The sequence below is a fragment of the Diaphorobacter sp. genome (genome assembly GCF_050251835.1).
Taxonomy (GTDB): Bacteria; Pseudomonadota; Gammaproteobacteria; order Burkholderiales; family Burkholderiaceae_C; genus JBFXIE01.
Genome location: NZ_JBFWLZ010000007.1, coordinates 33,016 through 48,432 on the forward strand (window position 1 = coordinate 33,016; position 15,417 = coordinate 48,432).

11 protein-coding genes are annotated in these 15,417 nt (G+C 66.7%); 9 read left to right on the forward strand and 2 right to left on the reverse strand.

What is annotated here, in order from left to right; all coding sequences use genetic code 11:
• The first annotated feature begins 1 nt into the window (after position 1).
• The 4 genes from AB7E35_RS04215 (at position 2) to otnI (ending at position 5,152) form a co-directional block, all read left to right on the forward strand.
• On the forward strand, positions 2-1,090 hold the full coding sequence (locus AB7E35_RS04215; RefSeq protein ID WP_428163629.1) for an ABC transporter permease: 1,089 nt from the start codon (positions 2-4) through the stop codon (positions 1,088-1,090).
• Positions 1,091-1,111: 21 nt separating this feature from the next.
• A complete protein-coding gene (locus AB7E35_RS04220; RefSeq protein ID WP_428163639.1) occupies positions 1,112-2,749 on the forward strand; it encodes an ABC transporter ATP-binding protein in 1,638 nt (545 codons plus the stop codon).
• A gap of 330 nt (positions 2,750-3,079) precedes the next feature.
• Positions 3,080-4,252, forward strand: a complete 1,173-nt coding sequence (locus tag AB7E35_RS04225; protein ID WP_428163628.1) for a DUF4382 domain-containing protein — start codon at positions 3,080-3,082, stop codon at positions 4,250-4,252.
• 81 nt (positions 4,253-4,333) lie between these two features.
• Positions 4,334-5,152: a 2-oxo-tetronate isomerase gene (gene otnI / locus AB7E35_RS04230; RefSeq protein ID WP_428163627.1), complete on the forward strand. Its 819-nt coding sequence runs from the start codon at positions 4,334-4,336 to the stop codon at positions 5,150-5,152.
• Positions 5,153-5,267: 115 nt separating this feature from the next.
• Here otnI and AB7E35_RS04235 read toward each other — a convergent pair whose 3' ends face one another.
• Together AB7E35_RS04235 and AB7E35_RS04240 are read right to left on the reverse strand one after the other, a co-directional pair.
• Positions 5,268-6,134 carry a universal stress protein gene (locus tag AB7E35_RS04235; protein ID WP_428163626.1) on the reverse strand — a complete coding sequence of 289 codons (867 nt, stop codon included), beginning with the start codon at positions 6,132-6,134 and terminating at the stop codon, positions 5,268-5,270.
• 133 nt (positions 6,135-6,267) lie between these two features.
• Positions 6,268-7,326, reverse strand: a complete 1,059-nt coding sequence (locus tag AB7E35_RS04240) for an AI-2E family transporter (protein WP_428163625.1) — start codon at positions 7,324-7,326, stop codon at positions 6,268-6,270.
• Positions 7,327-7,530: 204 nt separating this feature from the next.
• On the opposite strand from AB7E35_RS04240, the gene AB7E35_RS04245 reads away from it, so the two are divergent.
• The 5 genes from AB7E35_RS04245 to AB7E35_RS04265 all read left to right on the forward strand — a co-directional run bounded on the left by AB7E35_RS04245 (position 7,531) and on the right by AB7E35_RS04265 (position 15,380).
• Positions 7,531-10,407, forward strand: coding sequence for a 2-oxoglutarate dehydrogenase E1 component (locus tag AB7E35_RS04245; RefSeq protein WP_428167150.1), 2,877 nt, complete (start codon positions 7,531-7,533; stop codon positions 10,405-10,407).
• Positions 10,408-10,456: 49 nt separating this feature from the next.
• Complete coding sequence (odhB, locus tag AB7E35_RS04250) at positions 10,457-11,722, forward strand: 2-oxoglutarate dehydrogenase complex dihydrolipoyllysine-residue succinyltransferase (RefSeq protein ID WP_428167151.1); 1,266 nt, start codon at positions 10,457-10,459, stop codon at positions 11,720-11,722.
• A gap of 86 nt (positions 11,723-11,808) precedes the next feature.
• The gene (gene lpdA, locus AB7E35_RS04255; protein WP_428167152.1) at positions 11,809-13,236 is read left to right on the forward strand and encodes a dihydrolipoyl dehydrogenase; all 1,428 of its coding nucleotides are present in this window, start codon (positions 11,809-11,811) and stop codon (positions 13,234-13,236) included.
• Positions 13,237-13,524: 288 nt separating this feature from the next.
• Complete coding sequence (gene zapE / locus AB7E35_RS04260; RefSeq protein WP_428163621.1) at positions 13,525-14,622, forward strand: cell division protein ZapE; 1,098 nt, start codon at positions 13,525-13,527, stop codon at positions 14,620-14,622.
• A complete protein-coding gene (locus tag AB7E35_RS04265; protein WP_428167153.1) occupies positions 14,622-15,380 on the forward strand; it encodes a hypothetical protein in 759 nt (252 codons plus the stop codon). The genes zapE and AB7E35_RS04265 overlap by 1 nt, the downstream gene beginning before the upstream one ends.
• The last annotated feature ends 37 nt before the right edge of the window (positions 15,381-15,417 follow it).

A 15,417-nucleotide genomic window follows, 5' to 3' on the forward strand; every position in this document is an offset into this window, starting at 1 on the left:
TATGGCTCAAACGTCCGTCCAGCAAGCGCCAGCAGCTATTGTTCCTGAAGCGACTGCCCCTTCCGCCGCGGCATCGGTCTCGCCCGGCCGCCGCGCCTGGCGGCGCTTTCGTGCCAATCGCCTGGGCTTCTGGAGCCTGGTGGTGTTTTGCACGCTGGTCGCCATCAGCCTGTGCGCCGAGCTGGTCAGCAACGACCGCCCGCTGGTGGTGCGCTACGAGGGGCAGACCTACTTTCCCATGTTGCGCGACTACCCCGAGACCACCTTTGGCGGCGACTTCCAGACGCCCGCCGACTATCTGGACCCCTTCGTGCGCCAGCGCATCACCAGCGGCGGCAACTGGGCGCTGTACACCCTCAACCCCTACGGCCCCGACACGCTGAACTACTTTGCCAAATCGCCCAACCCGTCCGGCCCCTCCAGCGACAACTGGCTGGGCACCGACGACCGCGGGCGCGACCTGCTGGCGCAGCTGATTTACGGCTTTCGCGTCAGCGTGCTGTTTGGCCTGGCGCTTACGGCGGTCGGCGTGGCGCTGGGCGTGGCGGCGGGGGCGGTGCAGGGTTTTTTTGGCGGCAAGACTGATTTGGCCTTCCAGCGCTTTATCGAGATCTGGGGCTCGATGCCCGAGCTGTACCTGCTCATCATCTTCAGCGCGGTGTTTGCGCCCAGCATCGGGCTGCTGCTGGTGCTGCTTTCGCTGTTCGGCTGGATGGGCTTGAGCGACTATGTGCGTGCCGAATTTCTGCGCAACCGCCAGCTGGATTACGTGAAGGCGGCGCGGGCGCTGGGCGTGTCCAACGGCCAGATCATCGGGCGCCACATCCTGCCCAACAGCATGACGCCGGTGGTCACGTTTTTGCCTTTCCGCATGGGGGCGGCCATTTTGGCGCTGACTTCGCTGGACTTCCTGGGCCTGGGCGTACCGCCGGGCACGCCCAGCCTGGGCGAGCTGCTGAGCCAGGGCAAGAACAACATCGACGCCTGGTGGATCTCCATCTTCACCTTTGCCGTGCTCGTCACCACGCTGCTGCTCCTCACCTTCATGGGCGATGCGCTGCGCGATGCGCTGGATCCCCGCAAGAAATGAGAACCCGTGAACGACCCTGCCATGCGCGCCACGCCGCCTTTGTCCCCCTTGCCCGCGCCGCTGCTGCAGGTGCACAACCTGGGCGTGCGCTTTGGCGCCAAGCAGGTCGTGCATGGCGTGAGCTTCGACATCGCGCCGGGCGAAAAGCTCGCCCTGGTGGGCGAATCGGGCTCGGGCAAGACGGTGACGGCGCTGGCGCTGCTGCGCCTGGCGGGCGACGCACAGCTGCAGGGCCGCGCGCTGATGCAGGGGCGCGACCTGCTGCAGCTGCCCGAGCGCGAGATGCGCGGCGTGCGCGGCGGCGACATCGCCATGGTGTTCCAGGAGCCCATGACCGCGCTCAACCCCTTGATGACCATCGGCGATCAGGTGGCCGAGGTTTTGATGCTGAAACAGCAGCTAACCAAGGCGCAGAGCGCGCAGTCAGCTATTGAAATGCTAGCCAGCACCGGCATCCCCGAGCCGGCGCGGCGCGCGGCCAGCTACCCGCACCAGCTGTCGGGCGGGCAGCGCCAGCGCGCCATGATCGCCATGGCGCTGGCCAGCCGGCCCCAACTGCTGCTGGCCGACGAGCCCACCACGGCGCTGGACGTCACGCTGCGCGGCCAGATCCTGGGCCTGCTGTCCGACCTGCAGCGCCAGACCGGCATGGCCGTGCTGCTCATCACGCACGACCTGCTGCTGGTGCGCCGCTTTGCCGACCGCGTGGCCGTGATGGAGCAGGGCACGCTGGTCGAGCAGGGCGCGGTGGCGCAGGTCTTTGGCGCGCCCCGGCATGCCTACACGCGCCGCCTGATTGGCAGCACGCCGCAGCGCGACGTGACAGAGCACCCGCCCGCCGCGGGCGCCACGCCCGTCGCCCGGGCCCGCGACCTGACCGTGGCCTACCCCGTGCCCCTTGCGGGTCTGCGCGGCTGGTTTGCCAAGGGCGAGTTTGTGGCGGTGAAAGGCGCGGGCTTTGATATTGCCCCGGGGCGCACGCTGGGCGTGGTGGGCGAATCCGGTTCGGGCAAGTCCACCCTGGCCCAGGCGCTGCTGGGCCTGCTGCCTTCGCGCGGCACGCTGCAGGTGGCGGGCCAGCCCTGGCAGCAGCCCGCGCAGCGCAACACCGCGCACAACCAGGCGCTGCGCCGGCAGGTGCAGGTGGTGTTCCAAGACCCGTTCTCGTCCCTGTCGCCGCGCATGACCGTCGAGGAAATCGTGGGCGAGGGCCTGCGCGTGCACGAGCCCGCGCTGCCCGCGCCCGAGCGCCGCGCCCGCGTGGCCGCCATGCTGGCCGAAGTGGGGCTGACGGACGCGCAGTTCCCCGGCCTGCTGGCGCGCTACCCGCATGAGTTCTCGGGTGGCCAGCGCCAGCGTCTGGCCATTGCCCGCGCGCTGATCGTGCAGCCCCAGCTGCTGGTGCTGGACGAGCCCACCAGCGCGCTGGACGTGACCATCCAGCAGCAGGTGCTGGCCCTGCTGCAGCGCCTGCAGAAAGAGCGCGCGCTGTCGTACCTGCTCATCACCCACGACGTGGCCGTGGTGCGCGCCATGGCGCACGAGGTCATCGTGATGAAGGACGGCGAGGTGGTGGAGGCCGGCAGCGTGCTCCAGGTGCTGGACGCTCCGCGCCACCCCTACACCCAGCGGCTGGTGGAGGCGGCTGCGCCCGCCTGAGCGGGGGCCTTGCCGCGCCGAGAGCGCGCCCGGTGCACTGGCAGCGCCCACTGCATCCAATGTAGGACAAGGGCGCAACATGCGCCCTGCGCCTTGGTGTTGGGTGCTATTGGTTTGGTAGCGTCAGGCGCCCGTATGCTCAAGGCAAATCGGTGCCACGCAGTGTGCGCAATGCGCGCTGCTGCCATTGCGCGGACTACATCGGGCAACACATCTGACACTCGGCTGTCGGGTGTAGCCGGGCCGGGCTCACACAATGCGCCCGGCGCTGCCGGGCCGACTTGGTCAGCGTCTGTATCGGAATGCAACTCCTTGGAGGCGATGAAAACCATGAGCACCACCCCTCTTACCCGTTGGAAGTACTGGACCGGCGCCACCGCGCTGGCTGCCCTGGCCGCATGTGGCGGCGGCGGTGGTGGTGGCAGCGGCAGTGGCGGCGACGGCACCGGCACCCTGAAGCTGGCGCTGACCGACGCGCCCAGCTGCGGATATGACGCTGTGAATGTCTCCGTGCAGAAAATACGTGTGCACCAAAGCGCATCGGCGGCGGACGACGCCGCTGGCTGGCATGAACTCACCCTGAACCCGGCACGCCGCGTGGACCTGCTGTCGCTGACCAACGGCGTGCTGCAGGAGCTGGGCGAGCTGCCGCTGCCCGCCGGCAAGTACACCCAGATGCGGCTGGTGCTGGCCAGCAATGGCGGGGCGGCGCCGTTTGCCAACTCCGTGGTGCCCACAGGCTCGGGCGAGGTGGCGCTGACCACGCCCAGCGGCCAGCAAAGCGGCCTGAAGATGAATGTGAACATCGACATTGCTGCCAATCAGATGGCGGACTTCGTGCTGGACTTCGATGCCTGCAAGTCCGTCGTCACGGCCGGTGCGTCGGGGCGCTACCTGCTCAAGCCCGTGGTGTCGGTGATTCCGCGTCTGGTCTCGGGCGTGCAGGGCTTTGTCGAGCCAGGCCTTGGCGCCACGGTCACGCTGCAGTCCCAGGGGGAGGTGGTGCGCGCCACCGTGCCGGACGCATCGGGCCGATACCTGCTGCAGCCGGTGGTGCCGGGCAGCTACACGCTGGTGCTGACCGCGCCGGGCCGCACCACGGCCGTGGTGACCCAGGTGCCGGTGCAGGCCGAGCAGGTCACCACCATCGGAGCGTCCACACAAGGCCTGTCGCTGCCCGAATCGCCCGTAGCCACGGTGAACGGCACCACGCCGGTGGACGCCCGGGTGCGGGCCCTGCAGCCGCTGACGGTGGCCGGCACGGTCGAAGTGGCGGCCAGGCCCGTGGATGGCGTGTCCGGCGCTTATCGCTATACCCTGCCCACTGCCGCGCCGTTGGTCGCGCCCTATGCCGCGGCGCCCAGTCCCCTGGTGTTCACGGCGGACGTAGGCGCTGCCGGGCGCTACATCGTCCAGGCCCGCCTGGCGGGACAGGCCGACAAACAGCAAACCCTGATGCTGGGGGCAGGAGCAACCCAGTCGGTGAACTTCACCTTCCCCTGAGTCGTCCGCGCGCCGTTCCTAGAATGCAGGGCGCCAGTTCTCACCTGGCGCCCTTTTTTGTTTGCTGAGCTGCCTGCCTGTATGCCTCGCCTTGCCGCCAATCTCTCCATGCTCTATGCCGAGCATGACTTTCTGGATCGCTTCGGCGCCGCCGCGCGCGATGGTTTTCAGGGCGTGGAGTATCTGTTTCCGTACGACCACCCCGCGCCGCAGATCGCACAGCGCCTGGCCGACCACCGCCTGACCCAGGTGTTGTTCAACGCCCCCCCGGGCGACTGGGCGGCGGGCGAGCGCGGGCTGGCCTGCCAGCCCGGGCGCGAGGCGCAGTTCCAGGACGGTCTGGCGCTGGCGCTGCACTATGCGCAGGTGCTGCGCTGCGAGCGCATCCATGTGATGGCTGGCGTGGTTCCGGCCGGGCTGGCGCAGCAAGAGGCGCGCGCCTGCTATGTGCGCAACCTGCGCTGGGCTGCCAGCCAGGCCGCGCGCCAGGGCGTGCGGCTGATGATCGAGCCCATCAACGGGCGCGACATGCCGGGGTATTTCTTGCAGCTCCAGCACGAGGCGCACGCGCTGGTGCAAGAGATTGGTGCGCCGAATGTGCAGGTGCAGCTGGATCTGTACCACTGCCAGATCATGGAAGGCGACCTGACCATGAAGATCCGCCAATACCTGCCCACGGGGCGGGTGGGGCACATGCAAATCGCGGGCGTGCCCGAGAGGCATGAGCCCGACCACGGCGAGTTGAACGCCGACTACCTGCTGGGCGTGATCGACGAAATCAGCGTCGCCTGCGGCTTTGACGGCTGGGTGGGCTGCGAATACCGTCCCCGCCAGTCGGGCGCGGGCGGCACCACGCAGGGGCTGGCCTGGGCGCGGCGCTGGCGCATGCGGCTGAGCTGAGGGTGGTGCGCTAATAGCAACAAATGCCTGCAGCCCTTGGTTTTCAAGCGCTTGTAGCTACGCTAAAAATAGCGCTGAGTCTGAGCTTCAGGCGCTCATCCGGGGTTAACCATGGTTAGCGCAACACCAGCACAGGCACGGTGCACAGCCGCAGCAGCGCGGTGGTGGTGCTGCCCACGATGAGCTGGCGGATGCGCGAGTGTCCATACGCGCCCAGCACCAGCAGCATGTTGCCGCGCGCCTGCAGCAGGGCGGGCAGGGCCTGCTCTGGTACGCCGGGCACGATCTGGGTGACGACTTCGAAGCCTGCCTGCTCCAGGTGGTCTTGCGCATCCTGCAGCGCCTGCAGCATCTCCAGCGTGGGCTCGCCTGCCAGCGCCAGCAGCCCGGCCATGCCCTGCAGCAGCGGGCTGCGGGCCACGGCATGCACGGCGCGGCGGGCGGTGTCGCTGCCGTCAAAGGCGATGACGAAGCCGCGGGGCGCCGTGAAGTCGGGTGCGGTCATCACCAGCACAGGCTGGCGCACGCTGCGGATCACGCCTTCGACCCGATAGTCCAGCCGCAGCTTGCGCGCCGCCGTGGCGCGGTGCTGGCGCCCCAGCACGAAAAGGCGCGCGCTGGGCTCTTGCTCCAGCAGCACGTCGGTCAGCTCGCCGTGGCGCAGTAGCACTTGCGGCGAAGGCACGCCCGCCGCTTCGGCGTGCGCCTGGGCTTCGGCCAGCATGCGCCGGGCAGCCTGTTGCGCCACCTGGCTGCGTTCTTCGTCCAGCGTGTTCAGGCGCTGCAGCAGCACGTCCTGCGCGCCCATGCCGATCACGCCGCTGTAGTCGCCCACGGGCGGCATGGGCTCGGGGCGCTGCAGTGTGTGCAGCAGTGCCATGGGCGCGCGCAGGCGCTGCGCTGCCCAGCAGGCGCCGTCCACCACGGCATGGGTGGTGGCCAGTCCGTCGATGCAGGCGTACACGGTGTCGTGGGTGTTCACGGCGTTGCTCCTTGGCGTACGGATGAAGGGCGCAGTGTGGCACCTTGGCGCGCAGCATGCCAGACGATGAGCGTGACCCTGTGGACGTTTTTGGCCTGCAGCGCAGGTAGGCTGGGTGTGTGCAGCTACGTTTTCAGGAGCTTTCGTCAGCCGCTGGTGGTGCGAACAAGTCCCAGGTGGCGATGAACAGGGCCGCGATGACCGGGCCGATCACGAAGCCCGTCAGCCCGAACAGCGCCATGCCGCCCAGGGTGGAGATCAGCACCACGTAGTCGGGCATTTTGGTGTCCTTGCCCACCAGCAGCGGGCGCAGCAGGTTGTCCACCAGCCCGATGACGCCCACGCCATAGGCCGTGAGGATGATGCCCTGCGTGCTGGCGCCGGTGGCCAGAAAGTAGATGGCCACCGGGCCCCAGATCAATCCGGCGCCCACGGCGGGCAGCAGTGACAGAAAGGCCATCAGCACGCCCCACATCACCGGGCCCTGGATGCCTAGTGCCCAGAAGATGAAGCCGCCCAGCGCGCCCTGCACGCCAGCCACCACGATGTTGCCCTTGACGGTGGCGCGGATCACGGTGGTGAACTTGAGGATGAGTTTCTCTTTGTGCGCCGGCTCCAGCGGAATGGCATCGCGGATGCGCACCGCCAGCCGGGCGCCGTCGCGCAGAAGAAAAAACAGCAGATACAGCATGACGCCGAAGCTGACAAGGAACTGCAGCGTGTTTTGCCCCGCATCCAGCGCCATGGTCGCCACCAGCCGGCTGGCCTGGGTGCCCACGGACGCCAGGCGTTCCTGCACATCGGCCATCGACGTGAGATGAAAGCGGTTGAGCAGCTCCAGAACCCAGACGGGCAAGGCCGCCAGCACCTGCTGCAGGTAGGCGCCGAAGTTCATCTGCCCCGACCGGGCGCGGTCGTAGGCCACGATGGCCTCTTGCGTCAGCGAGATGCCGATGAACACCATGGGCAGGATCACCATCACCAGGCACACGCACAGCGTGGCCAGGGCGGCCAGGTTGGGTTTGCGGGGCATGTGCCGCAAGAGCCGGCGGTGCAGCGGGGTGAACAAAATCGCCAGTACGACGCCCCAGAAAATGGCGCCATTGAGCGGCCACAAAATGGTGCCGAAGGCCAGGGTCACGGTGGTCAGCAGCAGCAGCAAGGTGCGGTTCTGTAGCAGGGGATGGTTCATGGCGGATGGGCGTAACGAATGGCCCCAAATGTAAGCCAGGACACAGAGAAAGCCCGACGTCCGGAGTCTGGTTCGGTGGCACAATGGCGAGCCCTAGACGGCCCTTCCCCTGCCACAGTCGCATCCGCCAACCGGTTCAGCCGTGACGCGGAAGGTTTATCAACCAGCTAAAGCTTTCCCCAGGAAAGCGGAGGTGAGCGGAACATGAGCGAACCGACATCCGTATATCAAGCCTACCAAGGCAATACCTACCTCTTCGGCGGCAATGCGCCCTACGTCGAAGAGATGTACGAGAACTACCTGGCCAACCCTGGCAGCGTGCCCGATTCGTGGCGCGAGTATTTTGATGCGCTGCAGCACGTCCCCGCCGTGGACGGCAGCAACGCCAAGGACGTGCCCCACCTGCCCGTGATCAATGCCTTTGCCGAGCGCGCCAAGGCCGGCGGCACCAAGGTGGTGGTCGCCAGCGCCGATGCCGAAATGGGCCGCAAGCGCACGGCTGTGCAGCAGCTGATTGCCGCCTACCGCAACGTGGGCCAGCGCTGGGCCGATCTGGACCCCCTCAAGCGCACCGAGCGCCCCCAGATTCCCGAACTGGAGCCGTCGTTTTACGGCTTCAGCGATGCCGACCAGGAAACGGTGTTCGACACCAGCAACACCTTCTTCGGCAAAGACAAGATGCCCCTGCGCGAGCTGATCAACGCTCTGCGCGAGACCTACTGCGGCACCATCGGCGCCGAGTTCATGTATGCCACCGACCAGAACCAGAAACGCTGGTGGCAGCAAAAGCTGGAGTCCATCCGCAGCAAGCCCAACTTCTCGGCCGACAAGAAAAAGCGCATCCTGGAGCGCCTGACCGCTGCTGAGGGGCTGGAGCGCTACCTGCACACCAAATACGTGGGTCAAAAGCGCTTCTCCCTGGAGGGCGGCGAGTCCTTCATTGCGGCGATGGATGAGCTGATCAACTCCGCTGGCGTCAAGGGCGTGCAGGAAGTGGTGATCGGCATGGCCCACCGCGGCCGCCTGAACGTGCTGGTCAACACCCTGGGCAAGATGCCCAAGGACTTGTTTGCCGAGTTCGAGCACACCGCCCCCGAAGACCTGCCCGCCGGTGACGTGAAATACCACCAGGGCTTCAGCTCCGACGTGTCCACCGCAGGCGGCCCGGTGCACTTGTCGCTGGCCTTCAACCCCTCGCACCTGGAGATCGTCAACCCCGTGGTGGAGGGTTCGGTGCGCTCGCGCATGGATCGCCGCGGTGACCCCAAGGGCAAGCAGGTGCTGCCCGTGCTGGTGCACGGCGACGCCGCCTTCGCCGGCCAGGGCGTGAATCAGGAAACCCTGGCGCTGGCCCAGACCCGCGGCTACACCACGGGCGGCACGGTGCACCTGATCATCAACAACCAGATCGGCTTCACCACCTCCGACCCGCGTGACACCCGCTCCACGCTGTACTGCACCGACATCGTCAAGATGATCGAGTCGCCCGTGCTGCACGTGAACGGCGACGACCCCGAAGCCGTGGTGCTGGCCATGCAGCTGGCCCTGGAATTCCGCATGGAATTTGCCAAGGACGTGGTCGTGGACATCATCTGCTTTCGCAAGCTGGGCCACAACGAGCAGGACACCCCCATGCTCACCCAGCCGCTGATGTACAAGAAGATCGGCCAGCACCCCGGCACCCGCAAGCTGTATGCCGACAAGCTGGCCGCGCAGGGCCTGGGCGAGACGCTGGGCGACGACATGGCCAAGGCTTACCGCGCCGCCATGGATGAAGGCAAGCACACGGTCGATCCGGTGCTGACCAACTTCAAGAGCAAGTACGCCGTGGACTGGAGCCCCTTCCTGGACCAGAAGTGGACCGACGCGGGCGATACCGCCATCCCGCTGTCCGAGTGGAAGCGCGTGGCCGAGAAGATCACGACGCTGCCCCCCACGGTGACGCCGCACCAGCTGGTCAAGAAGGTCTATGACGACCGCGCCGCCATGGGCCGTGGCGAGATCAACGTCGATTGGGGCATGGGCGAGCACATGGCTTTTGCCTCGCTGGTCGCCTCGGGCTACCCTGTGCGCCTGTCGGGCGAGGATTGCGGCCGCGGCACCTTCACCCACCGCCATGCCGTTGTGCACGACCAAAAGCGCGAGAAGTGGGACGAGGGCACCTACATCCCGCTGCAGAACGTGGCAGAGAACCAGGCGCCGTTCACCGTCATCGACTCCATCCTGTCCGAAGAGGCCGTGCTGGCCTTCGAGTACGGCTACGCCTCCAACGACCCCAACACCCTGGTGATCTGGGAAGCCCAGTTTGGCGACTTCGCCAACGGCGCGCAGGTGGTGATCGACCAGTTCATCGCCTCTGGCGAAGTGAAGTGGGGCCGCGTCAACGGCATCACGCTGATGCTGCCGCACGGCTACGAGGGTCAGGGTCCCGAGCACAGCTCGGCCCGCCTGGAGCGCTTCATGCAGCTGGCCGCCGACACCAACATGCAGATCGTGCAGCCCACCACGGCCAGCCAGATCTTCCACGTGCTGCGCCGCCAGATGGTGCGCAACCTGCGCAAGCCGCTGGTCATCATGACCCCGAAGTCGCTGCTGCGGAACAAGGATGCCACCTCGCCGCTGTCCGAGTTCACCAAGGGCGGCTTCCAGACGGTGATCCCGGAGCAGGACGAGGCCATTGTGAAGAACGCGGCCAAGGTCAAGCGCGTCATCGCCTGCTCGGGCAAGGTGTACTACGACCTGGTGAAAAAGCGCGCCGAAAAGGCCGCCACCGACGTGGCCATCATCCGCGTGGAGCAGCTGTACCCCTTCCCGCACAAGGCCTTTGCGGCCGAGATCAAGAAGTACGCCAGCGCCACAGACATCGTGTGGTGCCAGGACGAGCCGCAAAACCAGGGCGCCTGGTTCTTCATCCAGCACAACATCCACGAGAACATGCTCGACGGCCAGAAGCTCGGCTACGCCGGTCGCGCCGCATCGGCATCGCCTGCCGTGGGTTACTCGCACCTGCACCAGGATCAGCAAAAGGCGCTGGTCGAGGCAGCGTTTGCCAAGCTCAAGGGTTTTGTTCTGACCAAGTAAGGCCACAAACCCACACCTTCAGTACAAAAACCTCATTGGAAAGAATCAAATGGCAATCGTAGAAGTCAAAGTCCCCCAGCTGTCCGAATCCGTGGCCGAGGCCACCATGCTGACCTGGAAGAAAAAGGCCGGCGAAGCCGTCGCCGTCGATGAAATCCTGATCGAGATCGAGACCGACAAGGTCGTCCTCGAAGTACCCGCACCCGCCGGTGGCGTGCTGGCCGAGATCGTGGTGGGCGACGGCGGCACGGTGACGGCCGAGCAGCTGATCGCCAGGATCGACACCGAAGGCAAGGCCGGCGCCGCCGCGCCTGCCGCAGCCGCCGCTGCCGCATCGGCCCCTGCTGCTGCCGCAGCGCCCGTGGCCGCGGCCCCTGCCGCTGGTGGCAGCAAGGGCGACGTGGCCATGCCAGCAGCCGCCAAGCTGCTGGCCGAGAACAACCTGTCCGCCGCCCAGGTGGCGGGCAGTGGCAAGGATGGCCGCGTGACCAAGGGCGACGTGCTGGCCGCAGTGGCCGGTGGCGTCAAGTCCACCGCCGCGGTGATCCCCACGGGCGTGCCCACCAAGGCGCTGCCCCAGGTGGCTGCTCCCTCGTCCGCCGCTGATCTGGGCGACCGCCCCGAGCAGCGCGTGCCCATGAGCCGCCTGCGCGCCCGCGTGGCCGAGCGTCTGCTGCAGTCGCAGTCCACCAACGCCATCCTGACCACGTTCAACGAAGTGAACATGGCCCCGGTGATGGAGCTGCGCAAGAAGTTCCAGGACGCATTCACCAAGGAGCATGGCGTCAAGCTGGGCTTCATGTCCTTCTTCGTGAAGGCCGCGGTGCACGCGCTGAAGAAGTATCCGGTGCTCAACGCCTCGGTGGACGGCAACGACATCGTCTATCACGGCTACTTCGACATCGGCATTGCCGTGGGCTCGCCCCGCGGTCTGGTGGTGCCGATCCTGCGCAACGCCGACCAGATGAGCTTTGCCGACATCGAAAAGAAGATCGCCGAGTTCGGCAAGAAGGCCGCTGAAGGCAAGCTGGGCATTGAGGAAATGACCGGCGGCACCTTCTCCATCTCCAACGGCGGCACCTTCGGCTCGATGATGTCCACCCCCATCATCAACCCGCCCCAGTCGGCCATCCTGGGCGTGCACGCCACCAAGGACCGTGCCGTGGTCGAGAACGGCCAGGTGGTGGTGCGTCCGATGAACTACCTGGCCATGTCGTACGACCACCGCATCATCGACGGCCGCGAGGCCGTGCTGGGCCTGGTGGCCATGAAGGACGCGCTGGAAGACCCGTCGCGCCTGTTGTTCGACCTGTAACCCCTTCAGGGTTCGGCTCCCGTCAAAACCCACCCTCGGCCCGGCCCAGCGGTGGGTTTTTCTCATACCCCTTACTGATTTGAACCATGAGCAAGCAATTTGACGTCATCGTGATCGGCGCAGGCCCTGGCGGCTACATCGCCGCCATCCGCGCAGCCCAGCTGGGCATGAATGTGGCCTGTATCGACGAATGGAAGAACGCCGCGGGCGGCGCCGCGCCCGGCGGCACCTGCACCAACGTGGGCTGCATCCCGTCCAAGGCACTGCTGCAGTCGTCCGAGCACTTCGAGCATGCCACCAAGCACTTTGCCGACCACGGCATCACCGCCACCGGCGTGAAGATGGACGTGGCCAAGATGATTGCCCGCAAGGACAACGTCGTGAAGCAAAACAACGACGGCATCCTGTACCTGTTCAAGAAGAACAAGGTCACGTTCTTCCACGGCCGCGGCGCGTTCTCCAAGGCCGTCGAAGGCGGCTACGAAATCAAGGTCGAGAGCGCTGCCAGCGAGACCTTGGTGGGCAAGCAGGTCATCGTGGCCACCGGCTCCAACGCCCGCGCGCTGCCCGGCGTGGAGTTTGACGAAGTCAACGTGCTGTCCAACGACGGCGCGCTGCGCGTGGGCGCCGTGCCCAAGAAGCTGGGCGTGATCGGCTCGGGCGTGATCGGCCTGGAAATGGGCAGCGTGTGGCGCCGCCTGGGTGCCGAGGTGACGGTGCTGGAAGGCCTGCCCACGTTCCTGGGCGCGGTGGACGAGCAAATCGCCAAGGAAGCCAAGAAGGCGTTCGACAAGCAGGGCCTGAAGATCGAACTGGGCGTGAAGATCGGCGAGGTCAAGACCGGCAAGAAGGGCGTCAGCGTTGCCTACACCAACGCCAAGGGCGAGGCCCAGTCGCTGGACGTGGACAAGCTCATCGTGTCGATTGGCCGCGTGCCCAACACCATCGGCCTGAACCCCGAAGCCGTGGGCCTGCAGCTGGACGAGCGCGGCGCCATCGTGGTGGATGCCGACTGCAAGACCAATCTGCCCGGCGTGTGGGCCGTGGGTGACGTGGTGCGCGGCCCCATGCTGGCGCACAAGGCCGAAGAAGAGGGCGTGGCCGTGGCCGAGCGCATGGCCGGCCAGCATGGCCATGTCAACTTCAACACCATTCCCTGGGTCATCTACACCAGCCCCGAGATCGCCTGGGTGGGCCGCACCGAGCAGCAGCTGAAGGCCGACGGCGTGAAGTACAAGGCCGGCACCTTCCCCTTCCTGGCCAACGGCCGCGCGCGCGCGCTGGGCGACACCACCGGCATGGTGAAGTTTTTGGCCGATGCCGCCACGGACGAGATCCTGGGCGTGCACATCGTGGGCCCCATGGCGTCCGAGCTGATCGCCGAGGCCGTGGTGGCGATGGAGTTCAAGGCCAGCGCCGAAGACATCGCGCGCATCTGCCATGCGCACCCGTCTCTGTCCGAAGCCACCAAGGAAGCGGCCCTGGCCGTGGACAAGCGCACGCTGAACTTCTAAGCACCCGCGCGTCCGCGTTTTTCTTTGCTGCCCAGGCCGTTACCGTACACCGCAACGGTCTGGGTGGCGAATGAAAAACGCTTCTTTTTTGATAGCTGTCAGCGCTTGACACAAGCGGGCCATAGCCTGATTTGGCATGTCAAAACCCCCTTGTCAAGGCTGGCGGGCTGCTGCCAGCCGGCTGCATGCGCCCTGTAAGGGGGCATGATAGGCAGATTCAAGTATCAAAAGTGGCTCAAGCCCTTGTAAATCAAGCGCTATAAGCTATGTATTTAGGAGTAAAACCCTGTGAATGTCCGGCAAGCCTACGAGGCTGAACTCGCCGCCAAAGGTTTCTCCAGCGACCCAGCGCAGCTGCGCGCCGTCGCGGCCCTGGAGCGCTGCGCCCAGGAGTGGGGCGCCTACAAGCGGCGCCGCTCCAACGCGCTCAAAAAGCTCATCAACCGTCCCGACATTCCCCGCGGCGTGTACATGTTTGGCGGAGTGGGGCGCGGCAAAAGCTTTCTGATGGACTGCTTTTTCAACGCTGTTCCGCTCAAGCGCAAGGTGCGCCTGCACTTTCATGAATTCATGCGCGAGGTGCACCGCGAGCTGGCCGCGCTGCAAGGCACTCAGAACCCGCTGGACGTGCTGGGCGCGCGCATCGCCAAGCGCTACAAGCTGATCTGCTTTGACGAATTCCACGTCGCCGACATCACCGACGCCATGATCTTGCACCGCCTGCTGGTGGCGTTGTTCGACAACGGCGTGGGTTTTGTCACCACTTCCAACTTTGAGCCCGACGGCCTGTACCCCGGCGGCCTGCACCGCGACCGCATCCTGCCGGCCATTGCGCTGCTCAACGAGCGTATGGAGGTGGTCAACGTGGACAACGGCACCGATTACCGCCGCCGCACGCTGGAAAACGCCAGGCTCTACCACTGCCCGCTGGGCCCCGAGGCCGACGCTGCCATGGCGCACACCTTCGACCTGCTGGCTGCCACGCACGACGAAGAGCCGGTACTGCACATCGAGGCGCGTGAGATCCGCGCGCTGCGCCGCGCCGGCGGCGTGGTGTGGTTTGATTTTCGCGAGCTGTGCATGGGCCCGCGCTCGCAAAACGACTACCTGGAGATTGCCTCGCAGTTCCACACCGTGCTGCTGTCGGGCGTGCCGCACATGCCCGTCAACATGGCCTCGCCCGCACGGCGCTTTACCTGGCTGGTGGACGTGCTGTACGACAGGCGCGTCAAGCTCATCCTGTCTGCTGCGGTGGCCCCCGAAGAGCTGTACACCGAAGGGCCGCTGGCGCACGAGTTTCCGCGCACCGTGTCGCGCCTCAACGAGATGCAGTCCAGGGAATACCTGCAGCTGGAACGCCGCCTGGTTGATACGGGGTTGACCTGATGTCTGCCCTGTGGACCCAACGCCTTCTCGTCGCGCTGTCGCTGTTGCTGGCGCTACCGGCCATGGCCGAAGCGCCGGTGCAGGACGCAGCGCCCGACCCGGCGATCCGCCAGGCGCAGCTGCAGCGACAGGCCGAGCGCGAGCGCATCCAGTCCGAGCGCGGCGCCATCCAGGCACAGCGCAGCCAGGAAGAGGCGCAGTGCTACCGGCAGTTTGCCGTGGAGGACTGCCTGCGCGAGGCACGTACCCGGGCCCGAGTGGCGGACAACGCGCTGCGCCGCCAGGAGTTGCAACTCAACGATGCCGAGCGGCGCGAGAGGGCAGCGCAACGCCTGCGCGCCATCGAGGAAAGGCGGCAGGAGCAGCGCCAGAAACTGGAAGCGGGCGAGCGGCCTGCGCCCATGCGTGGCGAGCTGCGCGGCGAGAACCGGGGTGAGAACCGGGGTGAGTTGCGCAGCCGGGTGCGTACCCCGCCGCAGGCCCCGTCCGAGGCCGACCCGCAAGAGCGCGAGCAGCAGGCCCGCCGACGGGCCGAACAGCAACGGCGCAATGCCGCAGCACATGCGGCAGACGTGGAGCGGCGCAAGCAGGCCGAGCCGCAGGCCATCTCGCAATCACGCGCGCGCTACGAGGCCCGCCAGCAGCAGGCCCGCGAACGCCGCGAGCGCCTGCAGCGCCGCCAGGCCGAGGCCGCTGCGGCGGGCCGAACACCTCCTGCCCCGCTGCCAGTGCCTGCAGGCGACGCCGTAAAACCCTGAGCCAGGCGCACAGCCGCCAGGGCCGTGCGCCTGGCGG